This window comes from Haladaptatus sp. AB618, assembly GCF_024136965.1.
Taxonomy (GTDB): Archaea; Halobacteriota; Halobacteria; order Halobacteriales; family Haladaptataceae; genus Haladaptatus.
Genome location: NZ_JAMYJX010000002.1, coordinates 377,635 through 402,919, shown reverse-complemented (window position 1 = coordinate 402,919; position 25,285 = coordinate 377,635). Strand labels below are relative to the sequence as shown.

Annotated in this window: 31 protein-coding genes; 16 read left to right on the top strand and 15 right to left on the bottom strand. The window is 62.8% G+C overall.

All coding sequences use genetic code 11. The annotated features are described in order from the left end of the window. The first annotated feature begins 57 nt into the window (after nt 1-57). The 5 genes from NKF26_RS08915 (at nt 58) to NKF26_RS08895 (ending at nt 3,069) form a co-directional block, all read left to right on the top strand. Entirely contained in the window at nt 58-351 is a 294-nt protein-coding gene (locus NKF26_RS08915; RefSeq protein ID WP_253226598.1) for a HalOD1 output domain-containing protein, read from the top strand. Nucleotides 352-355: 4 nt separating this feature from the next. Continuing rightward, nucleotides 356-550, top strand: a complete 195-nt coding sequence (locus NKF26_RS08910; RefSeq protein WP_253226599.1) for a hypothetical protein — start codon at nt 356-358, stop codon at nt 548-550. Between the two features lie 84 nt (nt 551-634). Further along, nucleotides 635-1,093 carry a hypothetical protein gene (locus tag NKF26_RS08905; RefSeq protein ID WP_253226600.1) on the top strand — a complete coding sequence of 153 codons (459 nt, stop codon included), beginning with the start codon at nt 635-637 and terminating at the stop codon, nt 1,091-1,093. Nucleotides 1,094-1,355: 262 nt separating this feature from the next. Further along, the gene (locus tag NKF26_RS08900) at nt 1,356-1,955 is read left to right on the top strand and encodes a hypothetical protein (RefSeq protein WP_253234188.1); all 600 of its coding nucleotides are present in this window, start codon (nt 1,356-1,358) and stop codon (nt 1,953-1,955) included. Nucleotides 1,956-1,992: 37 nt separating this feature from the next. Beyond that, nucleotides 1,993-3,069, top strand: coding sequence for a glycosyltransferase family 4 protein (locus NKF26_RS08895; RefSeq protein ID WP_253234187.1), 1,077 nt, complete (start codon nt 1,993-1,995; stop codon nt 3,067-3,069). Nucleotides 3,070-3,073: 4 nt separating this feature from the next. Here the strand turns inward: NKF26_RS08895 and NKF26_RS08890 are convergent, their stop codons facing one another. From NKF26_RS08890 to purH, 5 genes are all read right to left on the bottom strand, one after another. Beyond that, nucleotides 3,074-5,113 (bottom strand): S9 family peptidase, encoded by a 2,040-nt coding sequence (locus NKF26_RS08890; RefSeq protein ID WP_253226603.1) that lies wholly within the window; start codon nt 5,111-5,113, stop codon nt 3,074-3,076. 37 nt (nt 5,114-5,150) lie between these two features. Beyond that, nucleotides 5,151-7,598, bottom strand: a complete 2,448-nt coding sequence (gene folP / locus NKF26_RS08885; RefSeq protein ID WP_253226604.1) for a dihydropteroate synthase — start codon at nt 7,596-7,598, stop codon at nt 5,151-5,153. Between the two features lie 131 nt (nt 7,599-7,729). Further along, entirely contained in the window at nt 7,730-8,272 is a 543-nt protein-coding gene (locus NKF26_RS08880) for an SHOCT domain-containing protein (RefSeq protein ID WP_253226605.1), read from the bottom strand. Nucleotides 8,273-8,331: 59 nt separating this feature from the next. Further along, entirely contained in the window at nt 8,332-8,598 is a 267-nt protein-coding gene (locus NKF26_RS08875; RefSeq protein ID WP_253226606.1) for a zinc ribbon domain-containing protein, read from the bottom strand. A 221-nt stretch (nt 8,599-8,819) separates the two neighbouring features. Next, nucleotides 8,820-10,436 (bottom strand): bifunctional phosphoribosylaminoimidazolecarboxamide formyltransferase/IMP cyclohydrolase, encoded by a 1,617-nt coding sequence (gene purH, locus NKF26_RS08870; RefSeq protein WP_253226607.1) that lies wholly within the window; start codon nt 10,434-10,436, stop codon nt 8,820-8,822. A gap of 167 nt (nt 10,437-10,603) precedes the next feature. Here purH and purB point away from each other — a divergent pair, with 167 nt between their 5' ends. Together purB and NKF26_RS08860 are read left to right on the top strand one after the other, a co-directional pair. Beyond that, the gene (gene purB / locus NKF26_RS08865) at nt 10,604-11,980 is read left to right on the top strand and encodes an adenylosuccinate lyase (RefSeq protein ID WP_253226608.1); all 1,377 of its coding nucleotides are present in this window, start codon (nt 10,604-10,606) and stop codon (nt 11,978-11,980) included. Between the two features lie 52 nt (nt 11,981-12,032). Next, the gene (locus NKF26_RS08860; protein ID WP_253226609.1) at nt 12,033-12,704 is read left to right on the top strand and encodes a hypothetical protein; all 672 of its coding nucleotides are present in this window, start codon (nt 12,033-12,035) and stop codon (nt 12,702-12,704) included. A gap of 16 nt (nt 12,705-12,720) precedes the next feature. Here the strand turns inward: NKF26_RS08860 and NKF26_RS08855 are convergent, their stop codons facing one another. Next, nucleotides 12,721-13,092: a hypothetical protein gene (locus NKF26_RS08855; protein WP_253226610.1), complete on the bottom strand. Its 372-nt coding sequence runs from the start codon at nt 13,090-13,092 to the stop codon at nt 12,721-12,723. Nucleotides 13,093-13,179: 87 nt separating this feature from the next. Here NKF26_RS08855 and NKF26_RS08850 point away from each other — a divergent pair, with 87 nt between their 5' ends. Together NKF26_RS08850 and NKF26_RS08845 are read left to right on the top strand one after the other, a co-directional pair. After that, a complete protein-coding gene (locus NKF26_RS08850; RefSeq protein WP_253226611.1) occupies nt 13,180-13,398 on the top strand; it encodes a zinc ribbon domain-containing protein in 219 nt (72 codons plus the stop codon). A 41-nt stretch (nt 13,399-13,439) separates the two neighbouring features. Further along, nucleotides 13,440-13,802 carry a DUF5518 domain-containing protein gene (locus NKF26_RS08845; RefSeq protein ID WP_253226612.1) on the top strand — a complete coding sequence of 121 codons (363 nt, stop codon included), beginning with the start codon at nt 13,440-13,442 and terminating at the stop codon, nt 13,800-13,802. Nucleotides 13,803-14,115: 313 nt separating this feature from the next. Here the strand turns inward: NKF26_RS08845 and NKF26_RS08840 are convergent, their stop codons facing one another. The 6 genes from NKF26_RS08840 to dapA are packed head-to-tail and all read right to left on the bottom strand — an operon-like array spanning nt 14,116 to nt 19,773. Beyond that, complete coding sequence (locus NKF26_RS08840) at nt 14,116-15,210, bottom strand: M20 family metallopeptidase (protein ID WP_253226613.1); 1,095 nt, start codon at nt 15,208-15,210, stop codon at nt 14,116-14,118. A gap of 4 nt (nt 15,211-15,214) precedes the next feature. Continuing rightward, nucleotides 15,215-16,051, bottom strand: coding sequence for a diaminopimelate epimerase (dapF, locus tag NKF26_RS08835; RefSeq protein ID WP_253226614.1), 837 nt, complete (start codon nt 16,049-16,051; stop codon nt 15,215-15,217). Continuing rightward, on the bottom strand, nt 16,048-17,295 hold the full coding sequence (lysA, locus tag NKF26_RS08830; RefSeq protein WP_253226615.1) for a diaminopimelate decarboxylase: 1,248 nt from the start codon (nt 17,293-17,295) through the stop codon (nt 16,048-16,050). Before lysA ends, dapF begins: the two co-directional genes overlap by 4 nt. Next, nucleotides 17,292-18,131 (bottom strand): 2,3,4,5-tetrahydropyridine-2,6-dicarboxylate N-succinyltransferase, encoded by an 840-nt coding sequence (locus NKF26_RS08825; protein WP_253226616.1) that lies wholly within the window; start codon nt 18,129-18,131, stop codon nt 17,292-17,294. Before NKF26_RS08825 ends, lysA begins: the two co-directional genes overlap by 4 nt. After that, nucleotides 18,128-18,886, bottom strand: a complete 759-nt coding sequence (gene dapB / locus NKF26_RS08820) for a 4-hydroxy-tetrahydrodipicolinate reductase (RefSeq protein ID WP_253226617.1) — start codon at nt 18,884-18,886, stop codon at nt 18,128-18,130. Before dapB ends, NKF26_RS08825 begins: the two co-directional genes overlap by 4 nt. Next, a complete protein-coding gene (gene dapA, locus NKF26_RS08815) occupies nt 18,883-19,773 on the bottom strand; it encodes a 4-hydroxy-tetrahydrodipicolinate synthase (protein ID WP_253226618.1) in 891 nt (296 codons plus the stop codon). The genes dapB and dapA overlap by 4 nt, the downstream gene beginning before the upstream one ends. Nucleotides 19,774-20,060: 287 nt before the next feature. Between dapA and NKF26_RS08810 the strand changes: the two genes are divergently transcribed. The 3 genes from NKF26_RS08810 to NKF26_RS08800 all read left to right on the top strand — a co-directional run bounded on the left by NKF26_RS08810 (nt 20,061) and on the right by NKF26_RS08800 (nt 21,650). Beyond that, nucleotides 20,061-20,393, top strand: coding sequence for a hypothetical protein (locus NKF26_RS08810; protein ID WP_253226619.1), 333 nt, complete (start codon nt 20,061-20,063; stop codon nt 20,391-20,393). 68 nt (nt 20,394-20,461) lie between these two features. Then, nucleotides 20,462-21,103: a metallophosphoesterase family protein gene (locus tag NKF26_RS08805; RefSeq protein WP_253226620.1), complete on the top strand. Its 642-nt coding sequence runs from the start codon at nt 20,462-20,464 to the stop codon at nt 21,101-21,103. 49 nt (nt 21,104-21,152) lie between these two features. Further along, nucleotides 21,153-21,650 carry an NYN domain-containing protein gene (locus tag NKF26_RS08800; protein ID WP_066144171.1) on the top strand — a complete coding sequence of 166 codons (498 nt, stop codon included), beginning with the start codon at nt 21,153-21,155 and terminating at the stop codon, nt 21,648-21,650. Here the strand turns inward: NKF26_RS08800 and NKF26_RS08795 are convergent. After that, nucleotides 21,647-21,823 (bottom strand): hypothetical protein, encoded by a 177-nt coding sequence (locus tag NKF26_RS08795; RefSeq protein WP_253226621.1) that lies wholly within the window; start codon nt 21,821-21,823, stop codon nt 21,647-21,649. The genes NKF26_RS08800 and NKF26_RS08795 overlap by 4 nt on opposite strands. 131 nt (nt 21,824-21,954) lie before the next feature. Here NKF26_RS08795 and NKF26_RS08790 point away from each other — a divergent pair, with 131 nt between their 5' ends. The 3 genes from NKF26_RS08790 (at nt 21,955) to NKF26_RS08780 (ending at nt 23,662) form a co-directional block, all read left to right on the top strand. Further along, entirely contained in the window at nt 21,955-22,419 is a 465-nt protein-coding gene (locus tag NKF26_RS08790) for a PUA domain-containing protein (protein ID WP_253226622.1), read from the top strand. 125 nt (nt 22,420-22,544) lie between these two features. Beyond that, nucleotides 22,545-22,943 carry a nascent polypeptide-associated complex protein gene (locus NKF26_RS08785; protein ID WP_253226623.1) on the top strand — a complete coding sequence of 133 codons (399 nt, stop codon included), beginning with the start codon at nt 22,545-22,547 and terminating at the stop codon, nt 22,941-22,943. Continuing rightward, nucleotides 22,940-23,662 carry a methyltransferase domain-containing protein gene (locus NKF26_RS08780; RefSeq protein ID WP_253226624.1) on the top strand — a complete coding sequence of 241 codons (723 nt, stop codon included), beginning with the start codon at nt 22,940-22,942 and terminating at the stop codon, nt 23,660-23,662. The genes NKF26_RS08785 and NKF26_RS08780 overlap by 4 nt, the downstream gene beginning before the upstream one ends. 52 nt (nt 23,663-23,714) lie before the next feature. On the opposite strand, the gene NKF26_RS08775 is transcribed toward NKF26_RS08780, so the two are convergent. Beyond that, a complete protein-coding gene (locus NKF26_RS08775; protein WP_253226625.1) occupies nt 23,715-24,311 on the bottom strand; it encodes a GNAT family N-acetyltransferase in 597 nt (198 codons plus the stop codon). A gap of 83 nt (nt 24,312-24,394) precedes the next feature. Between NKF26_RS08775 and NKF26_RS08770 the strand changes: the two genes are divergently transcribed. Further along, nucleotides 24,395-24,763: a hypothetical protein gene (locus tag NKF26_RS08770; RefSeq protein WP_253226626.1), complete on the top strand. Its 369-nt coding sequence runs from the start codon at nt 24,395-24,397 to the stop codon at nt 24,761-24,763. Here NKF26_RS08770 and NKF26_RS08765 read toward each other — a convergent pair. Further along, complete coding sequence (locus tag NKF26_RS08765) at nt 24,740-25,201, bottom strand: MGMT family protein (RefSeq protein ID WP_253226627.1); 462 nt, start codon at nt 25,199-25,201, stop codon at nt 24,740-24,742. The genes NKF26_RS08770 and NKF26_RS08765 overlap by 24 nt on opposite strands. Nucleotides 25,202-25,285 lie beyond the last annotated feature (84 nt).

Here is a 25,285-nt window from a genome sequence, read left to right as displayed (position 1 = left end):
TACGGTGAGTGATATACTATGGATGCGACATCTCAAAATACCCATACTGATTCTGATTTGATACATCAATACTCGTTCGACGGTGACGAGACCGATAGTATCGTCGTCACGGTCAGCAGCGCCGTCTCCGACGTTACTGGAACGCCGATGGATGAGATGCCGCCGCTGCAGGAGACGCTCGATTGTGACTCGCTCGAATCGCTTTTTAGCTCTTTTAATATCGAAGAGATGTCCGGAATCGGCCAGGTGGGGTTTACGTTTCACGGTTGTACCGTTCGTATCGACACGACGGGAACCGTCCAAGTGTACGAGGAGAATCGTGGCTTTGCCGTCGATAGCTCAAGGTGCTAACATCGTGTCCCGCGACCTTGAACTCCTCTCGGTGGACGAGTTCGAAGACCAACTCGGCCACCTACTCGAAGTAAGTGCGGTGAACGGAATCGATTTCGACAGGTCGTGGACGTTCCGCCTTCCAGGCGACGACGTTCCCGACGTGATGGTCGAAATCACGCGTCTACAGAAGCCGTCCACCGATCAATCCGAACGGTAACGAGACCGTTCGATGGGTAAATTCGTCGTTTCTGCCCGGTAGTTGGCGAATAACAAAAACCCCTGCATGAGTGGCCCCGTTGCCATGCAACGCGAGAGACGACACATCCTGACGCTCGCCATCGTCTGCCTGCTTATCCTTGGCAGCGGTGGTGTCGCCGCCACGACGTACGACCAGCCTAGCCGCGACCAACCCACGATAACCACGCACGAGACGGTCCGCGTCGAGTTCGCTAACGACTCCACGGTCATCGTTCACGGGAACGTGGAGCGCGTGGGCATCGGGACGACGTGGAGCGCGACGGACGGTGCGGCAACGTCGTACTTCCAGTACGGTCCGATGAACGGGACGACTCGACTCGACGTGCCCAAGGAAGGGAAACGAACGGCAATCAGCTACGTGACCGTCTACAGCGGCGGAAACATGACCCCAATCTTGACCGTACAGAATCCGAGCAAGGAGTCTACGAACGCCACGAACACGTCCAATTGCCACGTCGGACCGTCCGGAGAGAGTGCCGCATCGTCAGTGCGAGCGGCGTAATGGATCGTAGTTGAATTCGGTCGCGTGGAACCGTCGGTAGAATGGTGATCTTTTTCGACTCAAACGAGCGGGTAATAGCCGATTGCACCGCGGAGAGTCCCGAGAATGCGTCATACTCGTTTTCCTTCGAGACGATACGCTCCCCACCCGTTTGTCAGTCGATAAACTGTTCACGTCGTCAAGACATCGGGGGATACAGGGTAAACGGAGTCGCTGATTTATGCGGTATCTCGGCGTCTACGCATCGACAGGGTGGGAAGAAATGAATACGACACAGTCACGGGAGCGCAGTGATCCGACACGGTCACGGGCGTTTTCAGAACAGGAGGTGTACGATGCGGTAAAGAATTTGCGACGACGGTACGTTCTCTATTCGCTCAATCGGGCACAGGAGTCCGTCGAACTGGGGGAACTCGCCGAACAGATAGCAGCGTGGGAGAACAACATCCCTCGGGATGCCGTTTCCCCCGAACAGCGGAAGTCAGTGTACAGCGCGCTGTACCAGACGCATCTCCCGAAGTTGGAGAACATCGGAATCGTCAGCTACGACCGCGACTCGAAACGCGTGTCGTTTACCGACGGTGCGGAGGACTTCGAACTGTATCTGGCGACGGATGCACAGACGACGATTCCGTGGCACAAACTGTACGTCGGGCTTTCGGCGTTCGGCGCGATACTCATCGCGCTCGGGTGGCTCGGTCTCGTTCCTGCATCGGGGTTCCAACTCGCAGTCATCGTTCTCGGGGTGTTCGCTGTGACAGCTATCGCACATTTCTACGACCGCCATTGCTGGCAACGACGGTTTCAGGGTGCGACACCCGACCTCGCCGTGGAGTTCGGCGAGAATCGATGGTTCCAATGAAAGAAGACTTTTACTTTCTCGTTTCGTGGCGGCGAGTATGCGCGTCGCGTTCGTCGCAGAAGTAACGGCCCAACACGAGGAGTCGGGGAGGACTCACCGACTCCGACGTATCGCGGAATTGCTTGCGAACCGCGGCCACGAGGCCACGGTCTTCTGTGCACAGTGGTGGGACGGCGACCATGATACGTTCGAACAGGAGGACGTGACGTACCACGCGGTGACGACCGAACCACCCGGCGACACCCCATCGCGCCGGTTCGCGCTTTCGCTCCCCGGCGCGCTTCGTCGTGTAAAACCGGACGTGATTCACGCGACCGCAGTGCCGAAACACGTCCTCGCGGCGAAGACGGCGAGCAAACTCGCATGCGCGCCGCTCGTCGTCGACTGGTACGAGTCGCCGCCCGAAACCGCCGGGAACGCCTCGAAATCGCTTCGGATGGCCGCGCGTTCGCCGGACGGGGTCATCACGCCCTCGGAGACGGTGAAGACCCGAGTTCGGGAACTCGGCGCGGACGAGGCGGACGTGCGCGTGATTCCCAACAGCATCGATACGGACGCGATTCGGGAGGCCCGAATCGTCGAGGGGGCCGACATCGTCTATTCGCGTCGATTGGACGAGGACGCCAACGTCGAGAGCCTGTTTTTGGCGCTGGCGGAACTCCGCGGGATGGGCTGGAACGCCGTCATCATCGGCGACGGTCCCGAACGTGAAGGGTACGAACGGCAGGCCGCCGACCTCCGCATCGACGACCGCGTGGAGTTCACGGGCGCACAACCCGTCGAGAAGCGCATTCCGGTGTTTCGCGGCGCACACGTCTACGTCCAGACGGCGCGCAGGGAAGCGTTCCCCACCGACCTCCTTCGCGCGCTCGCGTGTGGCTGTTCGGGCGTCGTGGAGTATCACGTCGAATCGAGCGCCCACGAGTTGGTCGAACAGGAGGATCGCACGTTTCGGACGACGAGCGAACAGGAACTCACCGAGGCGCTTCGTTCGGCCGCCGAACTCCCTCACATGACCGAAAACGAGGAGTTCGATCGATATGACGACGATCCCGTACTCGAACAGTACCTCGACTGCTACCGGGACATACAGGATTCGTTCGGCTTTTTCTGAGTGTTCACTTGCTCTCGGGGTCGTGCCGTTCGAACCACTCGGTAAGCGTTTCCAATCGATGGCGCGTCCGTTTCGGTGCGCCGATATTGTGATGCTCGTTCGGATAGATAACGAGTTTCGTCGGCACTCCTTGTCTTTTCAAACTCACGTACAACTGTTCGGCCTGTGACGGCGGACAACGCCAATCGTTCTCCCCGGCCGTGACGAGCGTGGGCGTCTCGACGTCTCCCACCTCGGTGATGCTCGACATGGCGTGGTAGGCGTCCGGTTCCTCCCACGGAAGGCCGAGGTCGGTTACGTACCACTGGTGGTGGTCTCCGGTTCCGAACAGGGAGTAGAAGTCGTATATTCCGTGTTCGGGCGCGGCCGCGGCGAACAGGTCGGTCTGCGTGATGACGTGAGCGCTGTTCACACCGCCCTGTGAAAACCCAGTGACGAACAACCTGTCTTCGTCCGCCCAGCCGCGTCGAACCGCCCACTCGACGCCCGAAATGATGTCGTCGCTTTCGCGCGGTCCCCACTCTCCGCGGATGGATTCGGTGAACTCCCGACCGTACGAGATGCTTCCGCGGTAGTTGACTCGGAGGACGATGTATTCCTTCCCGGTCCAGTAGCAGTCGTCGACGCCGAACTGCGGGGCGTCGTACGACATCGGCCCGCCGTGGATGGCGGCGATGAGCGGATGCGGTTCGGGGTCGTCGGGGTCGAACGTCGGTGGAAGGTACGCGATGGCTTCGATCGTCCCGCCGTCGCCGTTCTCGAACGTGACGCGGCGACAGTTCGGCATCGCCACTTCATCCACGAGATCGGCGTTCATCGCGGTGAGTCGGGTTGGGGCTTCGCCCCCGCCGATTGCGTCGGTCGGCATCGCGTACACGTCGGTGGGTTCGCTCGGTCCGGTGAGACAGAGCGCGACGGTCGATTCCGTCGCATCGAACGACGTGATAGTCCGATACTCGTCTTGTGTTTCGAATACTCGTTCCGGGTCGTCCCTGCTCGCCGCTAATCGAACCAATCGCGTCCGCGCTTCGTCGCCGAACGGAGCGAGGAGCGTATCGTCGTCCGTCCACGTCGGCGCGCCGACCCGCAACACCGACCGGTCGAGGGATGTCGACACCGACTGGTACGTCCCACCGTCGGCCACGAACACTCGATTCGGGATACACCAGTTGTTCGGGTTGCCACCGACGAACGACAATCGACCGCCGTCCGGGCTCCAACGCGGTTTCGAAGCGGACAGTTCCCCATCCGTGACCCGTCGCAGGTCGCTCCCGGACGGGTCGATGGTGAACACGTCCATCATCGAGGTTCGGTCCGGGTGTTCCGTTCGATTCGAGATGAACGCGATTCGGTCCGGTCCCCACGCGGGTTGCAGTCCGGTCATGGCCTCGTATGCGCCGCCCCCATACGCGTCGTCGAGCCGACGGATAGCCCGGGTCCGAACGTCCACGACGAACAGATACGTTGTCACCTCGTCCAGAAAGCCGGTTCCGTCGTACTTGTGTTGGAGGCGCTCGGTTTCGACCGGTGCGTCCTCGTTTCGGCGGGCGTTCAGATACTCCGCCTCCTCGTCGGTCGGGTCGCGGGCGGAGACGACGAGACGCTCGCCGTCCGGCCCCCAGTCGAATTCTCGAACGCCCTCGTCCCGGTCGGTGATTTGACGAGCGTCGCCACCGCGCCCGAGGTCGAACAGCCAGACTTGGGAGTTCGGCGCATCGTCCAAATCGTCCGCATCCCCTTCGTCTTCTGCGTCGTCGTCCCGACCGACGCGCAGCGAGACGTCGCGTTCGCGAGCGGCGAGAAACGCGAGTTTCGACCCGTCCGGCGACCACTTCGGCGACTCAACGCCGGAAACACGAGTGAGCCGATGCGGGTCGTCGTCTCCGTCGGTCGGAACGACGAACAACGACCGGTGGTTCTCGTCGGCCGCCCTGTCGGCTTCCCTCAGTACGAACGCGATACGCTCTCCGTCGGGTGAGAGGGAACAGTTAGAAACGTGTCTGACATCGAAGAGGTCGTTCAGTTCAAAAGGGCGAGCGTCCATGCGGGACGTACCCTGTCACGCCGATAATATGCTTGGGTTATCGACGCTCGTTGCCGGATTCCCGAACGTTCGCCGCCTCGACGGCGCGAACGGCGGCGACGTTCTCCTCGACGTCGTGGACTCGAACGATGTCCGCGCCGCGTTCCGCGGCGATGGTCGTCCCGGCGACCGTCGCGGCGGTTCTGTCCTCGTCGGTTATGGAATCGAACATGGATTTGTGCGAGTGACCGATGAGGACGGGACAGTCGAGCGCGTGCAGTTCGCCGGTCCGTCCGAGCAGTTCGAAGTTCTCCCCGGCGGTCTTCCCGAAGCCGAGTCCGGGGTCCACGATTATCTTGCTCCGGTCGAGACCCGCCTTCTGTGCGAGCAGGACGCGTTCTTCCAGTTCCGCGATGACGTCCTCGACGACGTCGTCGTACTCCACCGTGTGCTCCGGAACGACGGGTGCGTCGAGGCTGTGCATGACGACCAGCGGTGCGTCGTATTCGGCGGCGACGAATCGCATCTCGGGGTCTTCGAGTCCCGACACGTCGTTCAGGATGTCCGCACCCGCTTCCAGCGCGGCGCGACCCACGGCGGCCTTTCGCGTATCGACGGAGATCATGACGTCGAGGTCACGAATTTCCTCGATGACGGGAACGATGCGCTCGATCTCCGCCTCGTCCGGAACCTCGTCGGCACCGGGGCGGGTGCTCTCGCCGCCGATATCGATGATGTCGACGCCCGCGTCGACCATCCGCTTCGCTTGGTCGATGGCGTCCTCGTATGCCTCGTACTGCCCGCCATCGTGGAAGCTGTCGGGCGTCACGTTGAGGATGCCCATCACCGCCGTCCGGCCTTCCCACGGGTACCCGTGACCGCCCGCCACGTCCCCAATGCCGAGCGTGTCCCGAAGGTCGTCGGCGAAGGTCGACAAGCCGTACGGTGAGTCGTCCAGTCGCCCCACGAGTCGCCGGTACTGTGCGAGCGTCCCCATCAACAGCACGTCGATGTTTTCGTCGTCCCGTTCGTGGAGGCCGGATTGCGCACATTCGCCGCCGAGAGAAAGCATCTCGGCTTTGATGTACTGGGCCTGTCGCGTCTGGACGCGGGTCTTCACGACTCGGTGAACCGCCTTGCCGCGCGCGAGATGGCGTTCGGGTCTGGTGGTGTGCGTGCTTTCCAGCGCTTCCTGTGCGTCCTCCAACGATGCGATTCGTTTCGGAATCTCCGCGCGCGTCCAGCGCGTCCGTGCCTCCGCCACGGCGAACAGCGACCCCACGACGAGGACGAAATCGTCCTCCTCGGCCGCATCGAGCGCCGTATCGAGCGCGCTTTCGACCGAACTCACTCGGTCGACTCGTTCGACGTCTTCGGCTTCGAACACGCGTGCGACGACCTCTTCATCCTCCGCCCGGCCGATGTTGGCGTGGGTCGCGACGACGTGGTCGGGCGTCGGAAGCGCGTCGGCCATCCCCTGAATATCCTTGTCGTGCATCGCACCGAAGACGAAGTGGAGGTCGTCGTAGTCGAATTCCGCGATGGTGTTGGCGAGGGCCGCACAGGCACCGGGGTTGTGCGCGCCGTCGAGCACGACGAGCGGGTTCGTTCCCATCACTTCGAACCGGCCGGGCCAGAATCCCTTCCGCAGTCCTCGGGCGAGTTCGTTCTCCGTCACGTTCGCGACTTGGCGGGCGAGGGCCGCGGCGATGCCCGCATTCTGCGCCTGATATTCCCCGAGCAGTGGAATCGCGGTCTCGACGCTCCAATCCGCTCCGGAGATGGAAACTGCGGCCTCGGTGTGGTTCGTCCGTCCGCCGTAGGTCGCTCGCACGTCGCTGCCGTCGTCCTCGCCGTCGCCCACGACGATCACGTCGCCCGCCTGTTTTCGAACGGCATCGAGGGCGTCTCCTTGCGTGCCGGTGACGAGCGGTGTGGTTTCCGGGGCCACGTGTGCCTTGTCGGTGGCGATTTCCTCGATGGTCTCGCCGAGGATGCCCGTGTGTTCGAGCGTGACGCTGGTGACGGCGGCGGCGACCGGGTCGATCACGCTCGTCGCGTCGTAGCGTCCGCCGATACCGACTTCGAGGATGGCCACGTCCACGTCCTCCCGGGCGAAATACCACAACGCCATCGCGGTCATTCCCTCGAAGAAGGTCGGCGAGTCGCCGCGAGTCGCCGTCTCCGTTACGTAGTCGTAGACGGACTCGACGTACTCGACGATGGCCGTCTCGGTGATCTTTCGTCCATCGACCGTGATTCGTTCGCGAACGTCGTCGAAATGTGGGGAGGTGTAGAGACCGACCGACAGCCCCGCTTCGCGGAGTACCTGCTCGGTCATTCGGGCCGTACTGCCCTTTCCGTTCGACCCGGCGACCTGTACGAACCGTCCGCCGTCGTGTGGATTGCCGAGGTGGGAGAGGAGGTTTGCGGTGGAGTCCGTCCCCGGCTTCGGACGGAACCGCCGCAGGTCGAAAAGAAAGTTCGCCGCCTCGTGGTAGTCCATAGCTGTGAGGACAGATGCCGAGCGCTTTAGAGTGTCGGAGTTGAGATTCCCGGCAATTCGGAACCGGCTACGATTCCACTCGGGAGGGACGTCTTTTCAGTTCCAAGGGTTCCCGGTCCAACGCTTGGAAGCTACCGCTCGAATTCCCACTCGTACTCCCGTTCGAAATCCCGCTCGAACCACCGTCGCGTATCGCGGTGAGCACCGTCGTTCGTTCGTCCTTCGTCCAACAGTCGCATCATCCGTCGTTCGAACTCGTACTCGTCGATCTCGTCCGCGACGTACTGTCGCTTCAGTTCCTTCATCCGATCCTCCTTCGTCGGCGTGACGTGCTTCGAGAGACCGACCTCGCGAGCGCGCGGCGAAACCGCTTCCGCGACGCGAGCCATTCGTCCGAGTCGATCGCTCCGCGGGACCGATACCCCCTGAACGATGGCGACGGCCAGCCAGACGAAGAAGACGCAGGCCACCACCGCATCGAAGAAGAACGCGACGACGTACGGAAACGCGGCGCGGAAGAACGCGGGGATCAGGGGCGCGTTCGCGTACGCCGGACTGCCGAGCGCGGCGAGCGTACCGAACACCCCGAACACCACGATTGCAAGGAGGGTGAGGAGGGACACCACGAACGCGGCGAACAGCCGCTTGACCTTGGTGCTGGCGAACGCGTTCATCACGAGGACGTTGGGCGGCTACCGGTTTAAAATCGTCTTCCGTCGCTCGCGGTCGTCGGTCATCGAACGTCGGCCAACGCTTCTCCGCAGTACGAACATTCCGCGTCGTCCACGAAGTTCCGCGCGCCACACACCGGACAGTTGCGTTTCGGCTCCGATTGTGTCCCCTGAAAGAAGCCGCTCCACTCAGCCAATTTGAGGACTGCAAGGACGAACACCACGTCGAAAATCCACCCCACCGGACCCATGAAGGAGAGTAGGATGAAGAATACGACGCCGACGAAGGCGAGTACCAAATAGACGCCGTGCTCCGTCCGGAAATTCATGGCTCCACAACGGATAGACCAGTGATAAGTTTTCTCCCGCATTTAGACCGCAACAAAAAGACGCGCACGTCTCGTTTCAGCACCCATCTCAATCGTGTCTGAAGTACCGTCAGAGCAAGCTCTGACGTGCTTCCGCCATTCTTCGCTAACGCTCAGTCATGGCGGAAGCACCGTCGTTCCGCTACGCTCCACGACGAACCTCAGACACGATTTCACTCCGTTCAATCGTGGCGGAAACACCGACTCCCGGTGAACACCATCGCCATGTCGTGTTCGTTCGCGGCCTCGATGACGTCGTCGTCGTTGACCGATCCGCCCGGTTGGATGACCGCTTCGATGCCCGCCTCGGCGGCCTCCTCGATACCGTCCGGGAACGGGAAGAAAGCGTCGCTGGCCATAACCGCGCCGTCGGCGTCCTTGCCGTCGGCGTCGCGGTCGGCTTTCATTGTGGCGATTTCAACGGCGTCCACGCGACTGACCTGTCCCGCGCCGATGCCGACGGTTTCGGTGCCTTTGGCGAACAGGATGGCGTTGGACTTGACGTGCTTGATGGTCTGCCACGCGAAGAGTAGGGAATCGAGTTGTTCGTCCGTGGGTTCGCGTTCGGTGACGATTTCGAGGTCGTCGCGGGAGGGTGCTTGGAGGTCGCGCTCCTGTACGAGTCGGCCGCCGACGAGGTCCTTTTCCTTGTGGCTCTCCGTGATCTCGCCGATTTCTTCGACATCGAGCACACGGAGGTTCTTCTTCTCGCAAAGCGTTTCGAGCGCGTCGTCGGTGTAGCCCGGCGCGACGACGACTTCCTTGAACGAGTCCACGATTTGCGTCGCGGTTGCCTCGTCACACTCACGATTGAGGGCGACGATGCCGCCGAACGCGCTCTTCGCGTCGGTGGAGAGCGCGCGCTCGTAGGCTTCGGCGAGTTCTTCCGCGACGGCACAGCCTGCGGGGTTCGTGTGCTTGATGACCGCGGCGGCGGGTTCGTCGAACTCCTTGACGAGGTTGAGCGCGCCGTTCGCGTCGTTGTAGTTGTTGTAGCCCATCCCCTTCGCGCCCTCGTTCAACTGGGGCGCGTGGACCACGCTGGCCTCCTCACAGGTCGCGTCGGCGTACAGTGCGGCGTCCTGGTGCGGGTTCTCCCCGTAGCGGAGGTCCGCGGCGCGGTCGGCGGTTTCGACCTTCCGGACGGGCAGTTCCTCGGCCGTATCGTCGGCGACGTGCACCTCGTTCGCTTCGAAATCGACGTCGACCTCGCCCTCCGCGAACCAACGGACTGCACGCGGGTACGCCTTGAACTCGCCCTGATAGAGGACGCGCTCCTTCAGCGTGTCCGTCGTGTCGCCCTCGTACACCGGAACCGGTTCCTGCGTGAGGATGGGGCCGGAATCGACCTTCGACTCCTCGACTTCGCCAGACTCGTCCGTCGCGTCGGTGACGACGTGGACGGTGCAACCGGTCATGCTCACGCCCGCGTCGAGCGCGTCGCCCCACGCGTCCATTCCGGGGAACGACGGGAGCAGGGACGGGTGGACGTTCAGCGTCGTCGGCGCGTCGTCCAGGAACTCGTCCGTCAGAATTCGCATGTAGCCGTCGAGGCAGACGAGGTCGAAATCGTACGCCGCCAACGCGTCCAGAACGCGGCTCTCGTGTTCTTTGCGCGATTCGTCCTCACCCAGTTCGACGACTTCCGTCGGAATTCCGCGCTTTTCGGCCTCGTCCAACACCGGCGCGTCCGCGCTGTTCGTGAGGACGACCGCCAGTTCGGCCCCGCCCGGCGCGAGGTCCGCGATGTGCATGAGGTTTCGACCACGGTTTCCGGCCATACCCGCAATCCCTGTCATGGGGGAAAGACGGCGCGGCGAGGGCAAAGTAGTTGCGGTCCAGCGACGAATTCTGTGCAACTTCGTGTATATATTTCACAGTGCATTCGTTATTTTTCCGTTTTGTATGCACACTTGTGCGTCACCGGACCGACACGCTTTTGCCGAACCGAACGGCAGGCACAGGTATGGATTCCCTTTATGCCGTCTCACCGATAGACGGGCGCTACGCGGGTCGAACCGCGCCGCTCCGCGAGTACGCGAGCGAGGCCGCACTCATGCGTGCCCGCGTGCGAGTCGAAATCGAGTATCTCATCGCGCTGTCCGACCTCGACGTGACGCCGTTCGAGGTCGCGGCGGACGACCGCGAGGAACTCCGCACCGTCTACGAGGAGTTCGACGAGGAGGACGCCGGGATCGTCAAAGCGCTCGAAACCGAGGGCTACGAGGACTACCCCGCGACGAACCACGACGTGAAGGCGGTCGAGTACTTCGTTCGGCGCTCGCTTCCGGATGGATTGGACCTCGGGTCGTGGATCCACTTCGCGCTGACCAGCGAGGACGTGAACAACCTCGCCCACCGACTGCTCGCTAAACCCGCCGTCGAGGAGGTCCTGCTCCCCGAACTCGCCGCCGTCCGCGACGAACTGGCCGACATGGCCCGCGAGTACCGCGACGTGCCCATGCTCGCGCGGACCCACGGCCAACCCGCGACGCCGACGACGTTCGGCAAGGAGATGGCCGTCTACGCTGCCCGACTCGGCAAAGCTGTCGGCGAAATCGAGCGCGCGGCCGAATCGCTCTCCGGAAAGCTCGCGGGCGCGAGCGGCACCTACGCGGCCCACGTCGCGGCGTACCCCGACGTGGACTGGCAAGAGTTCTCCCGCGAGTTCGTGACGAACCTCGGACTCGACCACACCGCGCTCGCCACGCAGGTCAACCCGTGCGACGACCTCGCGGCGCTGTTCGACGCGCTCGGCCGGGCCAACACCGTCCTCCTCGACATGGACCGCGACATCTGGCTCTACGTCAGCGACCGCTACCTCGGTCAACTGTCCACCGCGAGCGAAACCGGCAGTTCGACCATGCCGCACAAGGTCAACCCCATCGACTTCGAGAACTCGGAGGGAAACCTCTCGAAAGCTAACTCCGACCTGACGTTCCTCGGCGACTACATCACCACCTCTCGACTCCAGCGCGACCTCTCAGATTCGACCGTCAAGCGCAACATCGGGGCCGCGTTCGCCTACTGCCTGCTCGGCTACACTAAGGCACAGGACGGCCTCGGCAAGGTCGTCCCCAACGAGGAGGTCATGCGCGAGGAACTCGAAGCCACGCCAGAAATCATCGGCGAAGCCGTCCAGACCATCCTCCGCAGGGAGGGCCATGGCGACGCCTACGAGCGCGTCAAAGCCCTCACCCGCGGCAAGCGCGTCACCCTTGACGACTTCCGCGACCTCTTCGACGAGTTGGACGTGGACGAGGACGTGCGCGAGGAACTGCACGCCCTGACGCCCGCGGGATACACCGGCATCGCCGACGACCTCGTCGCCGACATCGACTGAACGCGTCGAACCAGCCCGAACGGTTTCCTTTTCGTCCGTCGTTACCGGTTGCATGCCCTCGAAGTACGAACGACGTTCCATCATCGCATCGCTCATCGCAGTCGTAACGATCGTGTACTGGTTGTTCGTTCGGCCGTGGCACCTGCGTTGGGGCACAACCGACGAGGAGGTCGATATGACTCTTCCCGGTGACGACATCCTTCGAACACCCGAGTCGCAGGTCACCCACGCCATCACCATCGATGCTCCGGCCGAGACCGTTTGGCCGTGGCTCGTCCAAATCGGGCAGGGCCGCGCCGGGTTCTACAGCTACGATTGGCTCGAAAACCTCGTCGGCGCGGACATTCACAACGCCGACCGAATTCTCCCCGAACAACAGGACCTCCACGTCGGCGATACCGTTCGACTCGCACCCGAGGAGTATTCGGTGCAGACCCCCGAATCGGCTCCCGAAGTGGCGGTTCTCGACGCCGAGCGGGCACTGGTGCTCCGACCGCCGGGACCTGAACCGCGATGGACATGGGCGTTCGTCCTCCGGCCGATGAACGACGGGACGACACGATTCATCGTTCGGATGCGAACGCAGGGGAAGGAAACCGTTCGAGGCAAGATAACCGACTACCTGTTCTGGGAACCGGCACACTTCGTCATGGAGCGAAAGATGCTCTGCGGCGTGAAGGAGCGAGCGGAAGGAACGGGAGAGACGAAAGGGAGCGAGAACTGAGCACGCTCCGTCTCGATTACTTGTAATAATCGCGCTTGCTGTAGATGTACGCCAATATCAGGATACCGACGACGAGGCTGATGATGGCGCTAAAGTCACCCACGAGCAACTGGAACAGGTCGCCCACGATTCGGAGTCCGTACACGATGATCGTGAGCGTCCACGCCCACGATTGGAGCGTCCATAGCCCCCACGCAACGACGATCTGACCGATGGCGAGGACGATGATGACGAGTCCGATGATGAATCCAAAACCACCCGTCAGTAGCGTCCCAAGCCCGCCAATGAGACTCAGAACACCGACAATTACGCTCAGAAAACACAGAATCTTGATCCCGAGCGGAGCGGTGTTCGGTTTGTTTCCGTACGTGGAATGGTTAGTACCCATAGTAGTCGATGTGAATCGAGGAGTAATAAGTTTCAGTGACGTATCGACCACGAAGTATTTAGTGACTCGCTACACACTCCCCGCTGTATGGACCCCGATACACACGATACCTCTGGCTGCCCGAAATGCGGTCACACCGAAGCCTCCACGGACTCCATCTCGACCACCGGTGGCGGACTGAGCAAGATGTTCGACATCCAGACGAAGAAGTTCACCGTCGTCTCGTGTGACAACTGTGGCTACTCGGAACTGTACAAAGACGTCCGCAATCGCGGAAGCGACGTGGTGGACGTCTTCTTCGGTTGAGAGTACACGCACCGTTTTTTACCGAAACAAATACTACACACATGTCCTCCAACAACACGTTCGTCAACTCGCTCATCGGTGCCGTCGTCACCATCGTCGTCTCGTTCGTCCCGCTATCGCCGATCATCGGCGGTGCCGTGGCGGCGTATCTCAGCGATGTACCAACCGACGAGGGCATCCGAATCGGTGCCATCTCGGGTGCGATCGCCACGGTTCCGATGGCACTTTTCGGATTCTTCGTGGTCAGTATCCTCCTCTTCGGATCCATGCCCGGTGGATTCCTCGTGATCCTCTTGCTGTTCGGCGTGATTGCGCTACTGTACACCGTGGGATTGAGCGCACTGGGCGGGTACCTCGGTGCGTACTTTCGGGCTGAAAGGGAGACGAGGGAAGTGGACAGGTAACGTCCGCGGACCGCCCGTAGGTTCAAATACGAACACGAAACCACCCCATGGCGTGACGCCCGAACCTGTTGCGTCGATACTCGTCCTCATCGCGTTCATCGTGTTCATCTCGTCCATCGCTCCCATCGACGAGCGACGCGATTCATCGCGTCGAACATCGACGCCATCACGGAAATCGGTCGTCACACGGCAACCGGTAGTCCTCTTCGACCGACCGCCTCCCGAATCGATCCACTCGAAGCGACTGCTCGCAATCGATGGGACGACAGTGCCAACAGTATTCCGACTCGCGGACGAGAGGACAAAACTAAAACTACTGGACGAGCGTCCGAAGCGTCCGGGTTACTGCGCTCGCGGCCGCGGTCACCTCGTCGACATCCACGTACTCGCCCGGGGCGTGTGCTACTGCACCCTCGTCGTCGGACAACACGCCCGGTCCGAACACGACCGTCGGCGCGGCTTGCGCGAAATAGGACGCTTCAGTGGCCGCCCCGAACGGCCGTACCTCGCCGCCGCTCGCCTCTCGAAGGGTCCGAACGAGCGTCGAATCGGCAGGGGTCTCGAAGGCTTCGAGAAACGGCGTTTCCCGTTCCGCCAGCGAAACGTCCACCGTGACGGATTCGGATGCCGCCGTCCGAAGATGGGCTTCGAGCGATTCCCGAAACTCGTCCGCGCCTTCCGGCGGGACGCTGCGTCGGTCGATGACGAACGAGCAATCGGCCGGGATCTGGTTCGTCGCCGCTCCGCCGGTAATCGTTGTCGGAGTGAGCGTCGGTGCACCGAGGTCGGGATGCACCTCGTCCGTATCGAACGTGGAAAGTGCCGACAAGATCGGGGCGGCCCCGCGAATCGCATTGACACCGGCCTCGGGATGTGCGGCGTGGGCGTTCTCCCCGTACACGGAGACCGTCCCCTGAAACCGACCCCGTGCGGCGTTGCACACGTCGAGGCCGGTCGGCTCACCGACGATGATAGCGTCGGGGGGCGATAGCGCTTCGTCCGAGAGCAGTTCGAGCGCGGCCGCACCGGTCGAGTCGGTTTCCTCGTCCGGCGTTACGGCGAGCGTCAGCCGACCGCACTCCGGTTCGACGGTCAGAAACGCGTCGAGAAGCACCGCAAGCGGCCCCTTCGCGTCACACGACCCCCGCCCGAAAATTCGGTCGCCGTCACGCGAAAACGGAACGTGCGGCGGGACGGTGTCGATGTGCGTGTTCAACACGACGTGTGGGCCGTCCCCCTCCCCGACGCGCTCGGCGAGGACGTTTCCGGCGTCGTCGACGGACACATCGACGCCCGCCGCTTCGAGGGTTTCGACGAGCAGCGTCCGCATCTCGTCGGGCGATTCGTGCGACGGCGTCCGTACCGCCGATTCGAGGAACGAAATCGGATCGAAGTCGTCCGCGCTCATCGAATCACGCCTCCAAATCGAGGCGTCCCGCGTTCGAGACGTGCATGTCGCCACCGAACTCGCGCTCGACCGGTCCGGTGAGCGTCGCGGTTCGGTCGCCGACTGTCACTTCGAGGTCGCCACCCGGCGGCGACACCGATACCTGGTCGCCGTCCACGAGTCCGAGACGGCGGGCAGCGGCCGCGATAGCGACCGCGCCGGTTCCACAGGACTGAGTTTCGCCTTCGACACCGCGTTCGAACGTCCGCTGGTCGAACCCACCCTCGCAACGTGAAGCGAAGGTCACGTTCGCACCGCGTGGGAACACGTCCGCGTGCCGAATCGGCGGCGCATCGTGTTCGAGGTTCACGTCGTTCACGTCGTCCACGAACGCGACGGCGTGTGGAACGCCGGTGTTCACCGCCGTTACGTCGTAGTCGCCGACGCGCGACTCGACGAGCGGTTCGTCCCCCGCGAGCGGAACGGCGTTCGGGTCGAATTTCGGCGCACCCATCTCGATGGTCGCGCCACCGTCGTGAATGGTTGCGTGGCGCGTCCCGGCGAGGGTGTCTATCATCACTTCGTCCGCGTTCGCCTGCTTGGCAGCCCAGACGGCGGCACAGCGAGCGCCGTTGCCGCACATCTCGGCCGTGCTTCCGTCGGGTTGGACGAGCGTCATGATGACTCGCGGCGGGCGGAAGTTCGGTTCGAGCGACAGAAAGAGGACACCGTCCGCGCCGATTCCCTCCGCCCGGTCACAGACGCTACGGGCGAACCGTGCTCGGTGAGGAACACACGCGTTCTCGTTCACGATGACGAAGTCGTTGCCGGTTCCGTGGTACTTCTCGAACGAGAGGTTCATTCCCACGTCACCTCCGTCTCGGTCGCGGTAACGTCCGCGATGGTTTCGCGTCGATGGGCGACCGCGGTCCGGTCGCCGTCCACGACGACGACCGCCGGGCGTGGTCGGGAGTTGTACTGGCTCGCCATCTCGTAGCCGTACGCTCCAGCGTTACCGATCGCGAGCACGTCGCCGCGCGTCGGGTCGTCGAGCATGTGGGTGCCGAATGTGTCCGAACTCTCACAGATCGGACCGGCGACGGTCGATTCGACGGGGTGGCCGTCCTCCCCGACGGACCTGATGTGATGGTACGAATCGTACAGTGCGGGGCGAGCGAGCGTGGTCATCCCCGCGTCGATGCCGACGAGCGTGGTTTCCGGCGTTTCCTTGACGGTGTTCACCGCCGTCAGGAGGACGCCCGCGTCGGCGACGAGGTAGCGACCGGGTTCCACGACGAGCGTGGCGTCCACGTCACCGAGTGCGTCGCGCGTCGCCGCCGCCACGGAATCGAGGTCGAGCGGCGAGTCGTCGGGATGGTACGGAACGCCGAATCCGCCGCCGACGTCAACGAATTCGAGCGGCAGGTCGATGGTTCGCGCCAGTTCTCCCATCCGCGAGACGAGTTCCCGGTGGTTGCCGAGGTCGTCGCCCGAGATGCCGCTTCCGGCGTGAGCGTGGATGCCGACCACGTCGAAATCGTCAGCAGCGGATTCGAGGAGTGGGGCGGCCCGGTCGTACGGGACGCCGAACTTCGCGTCCGCGCCGGTTCGTACCTTCTCGTGGTGGCCTGCACCGACGCCGGGGTTGACGCGGAGACAGAGTCGCCCGTCGTAGCCGCGCTCGGCCAGTCGGTCGATGGTATCCTCTGCACCGACCGTGATCGTCAAGTCCTGCTGTTCGGCGGCCAGTTCGACGACCCTGTCGAGGTCCCCCCCGGGTGGATTGACGGCGGTGTAGTGGACACGCTCGCCGGAAAAACCGGCATCGAAGGCCCGGACGGTCTCGCCCGCTGACGCGCATTCGATGCTCGCGTCTTCGGCTTCGAGCGTTTCGAGCACCGCCTTCGAGGTGTTGGCCTTCGCGGCGAAGTGAACGTCCGCGTCCGGGAACGCGCGGGAGAGCCGTCGGTAGTTCTGGCGGACACGCTGACAGTCGATGACGTACAGCGGCGTTCCGTGTTCGTCCGCGAGCGCTTCGAGTCGGGCGTCCGACCAGTCGGCGAGTCGCCGTACCGGCGGATTGTCGCTCTCGAGTGCAGGAGTCATCGAAGGGCCTCCTCACGCTCGACCTGTGCGAGCGTATCGTCCTCCACGTCGAGGGCGACGACCGCGGGCTTGTACGCCCCGCCGTCGAACAGGTCGTGATCGCCGAGGCCGGATTCGACGAATCGGGTGAATGCGCGGCGGTTCGGTGGAAGGTGGCCGTAGATGACCTCCTCGTCCACGAGGTCGTAGACGGGGATTCGTGGCGTGAGAAGCGTGTTTTCCGCGACGATACTACCCTCACCGACGACGAACCCGGACGTGACGCGACAGCCAGCGCCGAGGCTTACGTCGTCCTCGACGATGACCGGCGTTCCCTCGACGGGTTCGAGGACGCCGCCGATGAGCGCGTTCGCGCCGAGCTTGACGTTCTCGCCGATCTGTGCACAGGAACCGACCGTATCACAGGAGTCCACGAGCGTCCCGTCGCCGATGGAGACGCCGATATTGACGAAACTCGGGCTCATCAGGATGCAGTTCGACCCGACGTGTGCGCCCCGTCGGAGGACGGTTCCGTCCGGCGTGTTCCGGGTTCCTCTCCCGGGAAGGTCGTCCGTCTCGCGGAGCGGAAGCACGTCGTGGTACGTCACATCGCCGTATTCCCGGCCTTCGATGTTTCGCAGGCCGAAGTTCAGTAAAATGCCGTGTTTGACCCACTCGTTCGCTTCCCACTCCCCGTCGCGCTTTTCGGCGGCGCGAACCTCGCCCGCTTCGAGCGTGTCGAGGAAGGTTTCGAGGACTTCCAGTTCGTTCGCTCCGACACCGTCCGCGTCGATCTCGCCGGAGTCGTATCGTTGCCACAGTTCCCGTACGTCGTGTTCTAAGTCGCTTCGGCTCATGCCGTAATTACCTCGTCAAATCCGTACCAGCCGGGCGTTCGCCCGGCCAGCCATACCGCTGCATCGAGTGCGCCATCGGCGAACACGGCCCTGTCGGCCGCCCGATGGGCGAGTCGCAGTTCCTCGTGGTCGTTCGCCAGCAGCACCTCGTGTTCGCCCGCAATCCCGCCCGCTCGTCGGGCGTGGACACCGATTTCGTTCTCCTGACGCGGGGCGTCTCCCTCGCGTCCGTGAACCCGCTCCTCGGGACCGCCAGCGGCGGTGATACGGTCGAGGACCGTCTTCGCCGTCCCGCTCGGTGCGTCCCGCTTGCCGTTGTGGTGGGTTTCGGTCAGTTCCACGTCGTAACCGGGCAAGTCGCTGACGGCCCCTTCGACGGCGCGGAGCAGTGCTTGCACGCCGCGCGAGAAGTTGCTCGCCACGAGGACGGGCGCGTGTTCGCTCGCTTCGCGGAGGGCGACTTCGTCGTCCTCCGTGAACCCGGTCGTGCCGACGACGCAGGGTACGCCCGCGTCGGCACATTCCGTCACGAACTCGACGCTCGCGTCGGGTACCGAAAAGTCGATCAGTACGTCGGGATCGTACTCCGAAAGCACGCTCCCGAGTGCGTCGGCCGGTTCCACCGGAACCCCGTCGATTTCGCCGGATTCACGGCCCACGCCAGCGACGACGTGCACGTCGTCGCGAGCGCTCGCTTCCGCGATGACGGAACGGCCCATTCGTCCCGTCGCACCCAAAACGAGCACCCGCGTCATGCGGTTTCCTCCAGTTCGTCGAGTATCGCCGCGAGTTCCGCACGGTTGTCGGGGGATATCTCGGACAGCGGGAGTCGCAGTTCGCCCGGTCCGTAGCCGCGGTGTTCCATCGCGGCCTTCACCGGAATCGGGTTCGTCTCGGAGAACAAGGTGCGGAACAGCGGTCCGAGTTCGTACTGGAGCTCCTGTGATCGACCGTAGTCGCCCGAAAGCGCCGACTCGACCAGTTCACAGGTCCGTTCGGGTTCGATGTTCGCCGCGACGCTGATGGTTCCCGCTCCACCGATGGAAAGCACCGGGAGCGTCAGGGCGTCGTCGCCGGAGAGGACCGCGAACGCCTCGTCCTGAGTTCGTTCGATGATTTCGCTGATCTGGCCGAGGTCGCCGCTCGCGGCTTTGTACCCCACGATGTTCTCGTGTTCGGCCAGCGAAACGGTCGTCTCGACCGCGATGTTGCGTCCGGTTCGGGACGGGACGTTGTAGACGATCTGCGGGAGGTCGACCTCGTCCGCGATCGTTCGGTAGTGCGCTTCCATCCCCGCCGGTTCGGGCTTGTTGTAGTACGGAGAGATGAGAAGGAGTCCGTCCGCCCCGGCGTCCGCGGAGCGCCCCGCCAGTTCGAGGGCTTCGTGCGTCGCGTTGCTCCCCGCGCCAGCGATGACGGGGATGTCGACGGCGTCCACGACGGTCTCCACGGCCTCGACGTGTTCGTCGTGGCTCAGGGTCGCGCTCTCGCCGGTCGAACCGACCGGAACGAGGCCGTCGACTCCGGCGCGTTCGAGGCGCTGGGCGTCGTTGTAGAGGAGTTCGTGATCTATGCTTTCGCCCTGGAAGGGCGTTGTCATCGCGGGATAGACCCCGCGAAACGGTGTGTCTGTGTCTGTCATCGGTGTGTGTCGGAAATCGGTTAGCGCGCGGTGCAAAACGAGGATGGCTCGAAACGGGGGTGCCACGCCCGCCACGAACCTCATGCCGCGCGTTTTGTGCGTTTTCCGACGACGCCGGTGCTCATCCGCTCGTAAACGAACGTAGTGAGCGCACCAGCATGTGGCATATCCAATTGGGTGTGGCGTGAGAACTTATGCCTTGCGCCGACGGCAGAGTCTGCGAATCCGAGTAGGGTGGGATATCACCGCGGACGAATTATTATATATACTGACATCATTGATCGGGTATGAACTGGTCGCTCGTGCGGCGTTGTGGCCTGCGCTACACGCTCGTCTATGCTGGACTGACGGTCGTGGTCGTGTTCGCCCTCACGAGGTCGCCGCTCGTTCTCATCGGCCTGTTCGGACTCGGACTTGCCAGCTTGGTGTTCGCACTCGGCGGCACCAAAAAGATCCGGATGGGAACGGCGGTGACGAACGCACAGTCGATCGGTCTCCAAAGTACCATCGCAGACCCTGCTGATGACCGACCGACGGCGTTGGCGAACGACATCAAACTCCTCTTCTACGGTGTCGGACTCGTCGTCTTTGCGACCATCACGCTCGTCGCAACCGGATGACACGAACTGTAACGTCGTGAGAATACGATCCGTCGGTCTTATCACACCTCCGTACATATTTTTCGGAGATGCTCGTCCTCGGAGACGCTCACGCCGACGAACACGCCCACCGTCGCGCGCTCTTTGCGGCCTACCGCGAGGCAGACCCAGACGTAACTCTGCAGTTAGGTGACCTGATGTTCTACGATCTGCCCGCACCGACGTGGTTCATCGGCGGCAACAACGAGGATTTCGACGTCATCGAAGCACTGCGAAACGGATTGGTCTCCAACTCACGCGTGAGAAACGCACATCTCCTCGCCAGCACCGCCGTCGAACTCGATGGCCTCCGAATCGCCGGGCTGTCGGGTAACTTCGCGCCGACACAGTACGACCGCCCGCGTGCGAACCTCGTCGGCGAACGCCGTCGCCACTTCACGTACGAGGACGTAGAGCAAGCGATGGAACTCGGCTCCGTGGACGTACTGATGACCCACGAGGCACCACACGGTCTGCCGGTCGCCGAGGATTACGACGTCGGCTGCTCGCACATCGACGATCTGCTGGAGGCGCTGTCGCCCGACCTCTGTCTCATCGGGCATCACCACCAACACGCGGAGACGACGATCGGCGATACACGGGTGGTCAGCGTCGCGCCGACGTGGGAACGGTATTACATGTTGGACCCGGATTCGATGACGCTTACGTGGCACAAGACACCGACATCGTGACAGTATCGGACAAGCAACTTCTTTATGCCAGTAGTTATCACACTAACGTATGACGGAGATACATCCCTCTCAGCGCGTCACGGTGTTAGCTGACGCGCAAAACCTCTATCACACTGCTCAAAGCGTCTACAGCCGAAATATAGATTACTCCTCTCTCCTCTCGAAAGCGACACAGGAACGGGAGCTAACGCGTGCCATCGCCTATGTCATTCAGGCCGATAGCCCGGACGAGGATCGCTTTTTCGACGCACTCACCGAAATAGGGTTCGAGGCGAAGATCAAGGCGATAAAGACGTTCGGCGACGGGTCGAAGAAAGCCGACTGGGACGTCGGGATCTGTCTCGATGCGATCACGCTCGCCCCGAAAGTGGATACCGTCGTTCTCTGTACCGGCGACGGCGACTTCGCACAGCTCGCCACACACCTCCGTCACGAGGGAGTGCGCGTGGAAGTGATGGGGTTCCAAGAATCGTCCGCCGAAGAACTCATCGAGGCGGCAGACAGCTTTATCGACTTGAGCGAACGAACCGAGACGTTCCTGCTTTAGACCGGACGGCCTTCTTCGCCCGTCCCGTACAGCAGCGCACCGGCAGCGAGTGCGACCGTGGCGAGTGCCGCGAGCGCGTTCCCGACGAAGGTGCCGATCATCGAAATGACGCCGAAGATCACGACACACCCGATGAGGAGGAGTGCGATTCCCAGCATTTCTTTCGTGTTCATACTGCCGCTTTGGGACTGACACCTAATAAATCGTCCTCAAATCGATAGCCAGCGTGGTATTCGTCACCATATGACAAAGGTTGCGGCCGCGTGTCGAAGGGCTTTCACCCCCTCGCGCGAAATCCGGCGCAATGACAGAGGATTTGCCCGCACTTCGCACGACGGCGGACTATCAGTTCGGCGCGGGTGCCGGTACCGCGTTGTTCCCACCGGAAGAGGACCTCGAAGTTCGCCACTCGTCGTCCGGGCGACCCCAACAGGTTCACGCCGACGGACGCCGACTCGTCACCTACGCCACCGACGGGCGTTTCACCCTGGGTCTCGCGGGGGGACACCGCATCGCCGACGCGCTCGACGCGCCTGATGGTCGCGTCATCGTCGGCGACGAGAGCGAACCGTTCGTCCGCGACGGCAAGAACGTCTTCGCCAAGTTCGTCGCCGACGTCGATTCCGACGTTCGCTCCGGTGACGAAGTGCTCGTAACGCACGAAAACGGCGACCTGCTCGCCGTCGGCCGTGCGGAACTCGACGCCGACGCGATGTTCGATTTCGACAGCGGAATGGCCGTGAAGGTTCGGGACGGCGCGGGCGAGTAATCGAAAAGCGACGTCCGACGGCCACTCGCAAAATAGATTTTCACGCATCGCTCGTTCCGGGAACGAAGACGAGTGAGCGGACCGTTTGCGTCACGTTTTTGCCTCTTCGTTCCGACGGTTCGAGTATGTTTGGAGGAGGCGGCGGCGGCGGTGGGCTCGACCCACGCAAGATGCAACAGATGATGAAGCAGATGGGTATCGATGTGGACGACATCGATGCCGAAGAAGTGATCATCCGCACAGCGGACGGCGAGGAACTGGTTTTCGACAGTCCGGACGTCACGCGGATGGATGCTCGCGGACAGCACACGTACCAAATCGTCGGCGACGCCGAGACGCGCGAAGCGTCCGGTTCGTCCGAAACGGCCGGTGCGGTCGAATCCGGATCCGGCGGTGCCGAAGAGATTCCGGACTCCGACGTGGAAATCGTCGTCCAGCAGTCGGGCGCGACGGAAGACGAGGCCCGCGAGGCGCTGGAAGCGGAGAACGGCGACCTCGCGGCGGCGGTAAACCGACTGAAGTGACGGTTTTACTCGTTCACGGCGACCGCGAGTATCTACGCGACCCTGGCGAGGAACTCCAGACCGACCTCGGCGTCCTCACCGTTCCCGAGGACGTCGAACCCGGAGACGTCCTCGCCACCCACTTGGACGAGGAGTTCACGGTGCGGCGACTTCGCGGCCCGGACCTGTTCCACCACTTCGATCGAACCGGCGCACCGATGCTCCCGCGGGATATCGGCCTCGTCGTCGGGGAGACGGGTGTCTCCGCGGGCGACCGAGTGCTCGATGCAGGGACCGGAACCGGCGTTCTCGCCGGTTACCTCGGCCGAATCGGCGCGGAGGTCGTCACCTTCGAGCGGAAGGCCGACTTCGCCGAGGTGGCCCGCGACAACATCGAGATGGCCGACGTGGCCGAGTCGGTGGACGTTCGGACGGGCGACATCACCGAGAACCTCGACGACCTCGGCGAGTTCGACGTCCTCACCCTCGACACCCCGGACGCGGCGGAGGTCGTCGCACACGCGCCCGACCTGCTCGCGGACGGCGGATCGCTCGGCGTTTACGCGCCGTTCGTGGAGAGCGCCCGGGAGACCGAACTGGCCGCACGCGAGGTGGGCTTGGAGAACGTCCGAACGATGGAAACCATCCAACGCGAGATGGACTTCGACGAGCGCGGCACGCGCCCGTCTACGAGTCCCGTCGGGCACACCGGCTATCTCGTCTTCGCGCGAAAAGCGTAGACTCCCGGCGACTGCCGGACGATCTTTTACTTTCGAGGAATCGAAGCGACCGCTACCGTCTGGTGTCGTACTTGTATGTCGCCTCGTCGGGGTCGATACCGAACTCCTCGGCCATCTCATCGACATCCTCGACCGGTTCTTCCGCCGCGTCGTGCGGCCCGGCCTCTTTGAATTGTTCGCGCAGGTGTGGAGGCACCTCGAAGGAGCCGATGTCGAGCACCATCGGCATCGCGTCGGTTTCGATGGTTTCGCGTTTCGTGCCGAGGCGGTGGCGAAGGTCCGGCGGTAGTTCTTCGGTATCGATGTGCTCGAATCCGAACTGGGCGAGGTACTCGGGCACGCCGACGAGCGCGTACACCCGTTCGAAACCGTCGTCGCTCGCCTTGTCGATGAGGCGTTCGATGACGTGTGCACCGACGCCCTGCCCCCGCCACGATTCGACCACGCCGATGCTCGTCAGCTCACAGATTTCGGGGGCATCCTCGGGCTTGTGAATTCGAACCCGCCCGAACCCGGCTTTTTCGCCCGACGTTTCATCCACGACGACGACGTAATCCCGGGATCGGAAGGCGGTCCCGTCGAGTCCCATTGCCTCGATATTATCGAGCAACCAGACCTCCTCACGGTTTTTGGCATCCCGGACGTACATGCTGGGAGATACGTTCGGGAGCCACAAAAAGTCATCCGTGGTCGGGACGTTAAAGTGAGCCGTCGAGAAACGGCAACCATTCAATGGATTGGTCGAAGGGCGGAGAACGGTGGGAAATAACCCTCCTGATGGTGCTGCTCGTGGTGCAGCTAGTTCTCGAAGGGTACGGGATGGTAACGAACAACGGAACGGCCGGGTTCATCGGTCATCTCGTGTTTTCCACCCTTTGGATCGTTTTCGGTTACGCGACGTTTCGCCACTACGGGACGACCCCGCGGTCGATGCTTACGGTGACGCTACTGATCGGCGGCGGACTGCTGAACGGGTACGCCCTCCTCGCCTCGAATCCGATGGCGGGAGAAGGGATAGCCGAGATTCTGGAGGGGTCAGGTGCCCTGCTGTACGCGTCTCGCCTGCGGGAGACGTCCTCAGAGCCCTTCCAGCGAACGTAGCTTCTGTTCGACGTCCGGCGGTGCGGCGCTCGGACCGTCGCGGACGCGATGGTCGGGCACCAGAATCGGCGCGGGGTTCGCGTCGAGTGCGGTCCTGACGAGTTCCAAATCGGCCTCCTCCGTGTGGTCGATACCGGAAGTCATCCGGGCGACCGTTTCGACGTTCACCTGGTCGCCGTAAGGGATGTTTCGCACGGCCTCCAACACGCCGCGCTGGTCGGTCGGAACGGTCAGTGCGACCTGTACGTCCGAGAAGTCGTCCTCGACACCTTCCAGATACGCCATGATTCGGTCGAGTACGGCGTGTTCGGGAAGTGCGTCGTCCTCCGCCTCGTTCGGAAACGTCACGCGCAACACGCGCCCGCTGGCGACGCCGACCTGAACGAATCGCTCCAAGTACGGCGACTCCTGCGCGTAGATTCCGGCAGTCTCGTCCATACGGACGCGAACGAACCTCACGACCTTCAAGATTCGTCCCCCGGACGCAAGTCTTATGTACAAACTAGTCCGTTGATGTACTAC

Bases quoted from the DNA above. Each gene is read 5' to 3' on its own strand.
- NKF26_RS08900 (WP_253234188.1), top strand. From the start codon at position 1,356: ATGAATACGACACAGTCACGGGAGCGCAGTGATCCGACACGGTCACGG.
- NKF26_RS08790 (WP_253226622.1), top strand. From the start codon at position 21,955: ATGACAGAGGATTTGCCCGCACTTCGCACGACGGCGGACTATCAGTTC.
- dapB (WP_253226617.1), bottom strand. From the start codon at position 18,886: ATGACGCGGGTGCTCGTTTTGGGTGCGACGGGACGAATGGGCCGTTCC.
- dapA (WP_253226618.1), bottom strand. From the start codon at position 19,773: ATGACAGACACAGACACACCGTTTCGCGGGGTCTATCCCGCGATGACA.
- dapF (WP_253226614.1), bottom strand. From the start codon at position 16,051: ATGAACCTCTCGTTCGAGAAGTACCACGGAACCGGCAACGACTTCGTC.
- NKF26_RS08845 (WP_253226612.1), top strand. From the start codon at position 13,440: ATGTCCTCCAACAACACGTTCGTCAACTCGCTCATCGGTGCCGTCGTC.
- NKF26_RS08895 (WP_253234187.1), top strand. From the start codon at position 1,993: ATGCGCGTCGCGTTCGTCGCAGAAGTAACGGCCCAACACGAGGAGTCG.
- NKF26_RS08805 (WP_253226620.1), top strand. From the start codon at position 20,462: ATGCTCGTCCTCGGAGACGCTCACGCCGACGAACACGCCCACCGTCGC.
- lysA (WP_253226615.1), bottom strand. From the start codon at position 17,295: ATGACTCCTGCACTCGAGAGCGACAATCCGCCGGTACGGCGACTCGCC.
- NKF26_RS08795 (WP_253226621.1), bottom strand. From the start codon at position 21,823: ATGAACACGAAAGAAATGCTGGGAATCGCACTCCTCCTCATCGGGTGT.
- NKF26_RS08840 (WP_253226613.1), bottom strand. From the start codon at position 15,210: ATGAGCGCGGACGACTTCGATCCGATTTCGTTCCTCGAATCGGCGGTA.
- NKF26_RS08810 (WP_253226619.1), top strand. From the start codon at position 20,061: ATGAACTGGTCGCTCGTGCGGCGTTGTGGCCTGCGCTACACGCTCGTC.
- folP (WP_253226604.1), bottom strand. From the start codon at position 7,598: ATGGACTACCACGAGGCGGCGAACTTTCTTTTCGACCTGCGGCGGTTC.
- NKF26_RS08880 (WP_253226605.1), bottom strand. From the start codon at position 8,272: ATGAACGCGTTCGCCAGCACCAAGGTCAAGCGGCTGTTCGCCGCGTTC.
- NKF26_RS08765 (WP_253226627.1), bottom strand. From the start codon at position 25,201: ATGGACGAGACTGCCGGAATCTACGCGCAGGAGTCGCCGTACTTGGAG.
- NKF26_RS08905 (WP_253226600.1), top strand. From the start codon at position 635: ATGCAACGCGAGAGACGACACATCCTGACGCTCGCCATCGTCTGCCTG.
- NKF26_RS08800 (WP_066144171.1), top strand. From the start codon at position 21,153: ATGACGGAGATACATCCCTCTCAGCGCGTCACGGTGTTAGCTGACGCG.
- NKF26_RS08855 (WP_253226610.1), bottom strand. From the start codon at position 13,092: ATGGGTACTAACCATTCCACGTACGGAAACAAACCGAACACCGCTCCG.
- purB (WP_253226608.1), top strand. From the start codon at position 10,604: ATGGATTCCCTTTATGCCGTCTCACCGATAGACGGGCGCTACGCGGGT.
- NKF26_RS08890 (WP_253226603.1), bottom strand. From the start codon at position 5,113: ATGGACGCTCGCCCTTTTGAACTGAACGACCTCTTCGATGTCAGACAC.
- NKF26_RS08770 (WP_253226626.1), top strand. From the start codon at position 24,395: ATGGATTGGTCGAAGGGCGGAGAACGGTGGGAAATAACCCTCCTGATG.
- NKF26_RS08850 (WP_253226611.1), top strand. From the start codon at position 13,180: ATGGACCCCGATACACACGATACCTCTGGCTGCCCGAAATGCGGTCAC.
- NKF26_RS08875 (WP_253226606.1), bottom strand. From the start codon at position 8,598: ATGAATTTCCGGACGGAGCACGGCGTCTATTTGGTACTCGCCTTCGTC.
- NKF26_RS08825 (WP_253226616.1), bottom strand. From the start codon at position 18,131: ATGAGCCGAAGCGACTTAGAACACGACGTACGGGAACTGTGGCAACGA.
- purH (WP_253226607.1), bottom strand. From the start codon at position 10,436: ATGACAGGGATTGCGGGTATGGCCGGAAACCGTGGTCGAAACCTCATG.
- NKF26_RS08775 (WP_253226625.1), bottom strand. From the start codon at position 24,311: ATGTACGTCCGGGATGCCAAAAACCGTGAGGAGGTCTGGTTGCTCGAT.
- NKF26_RS08785 (WP_253226623.1), top strand. From the start codon at position 22,545: ATGTTTGGAGGAGGCGGCGGCGGCGGTGGGCTCGACCCACGCAAGATG.
- NKF26_RS08860 (WP_253226609.1), top strand. From the start codon at position 12,033: ATGCCCTCGAAGTACGAACGACGTTCCATCATCGCATCGCTCATCGCA.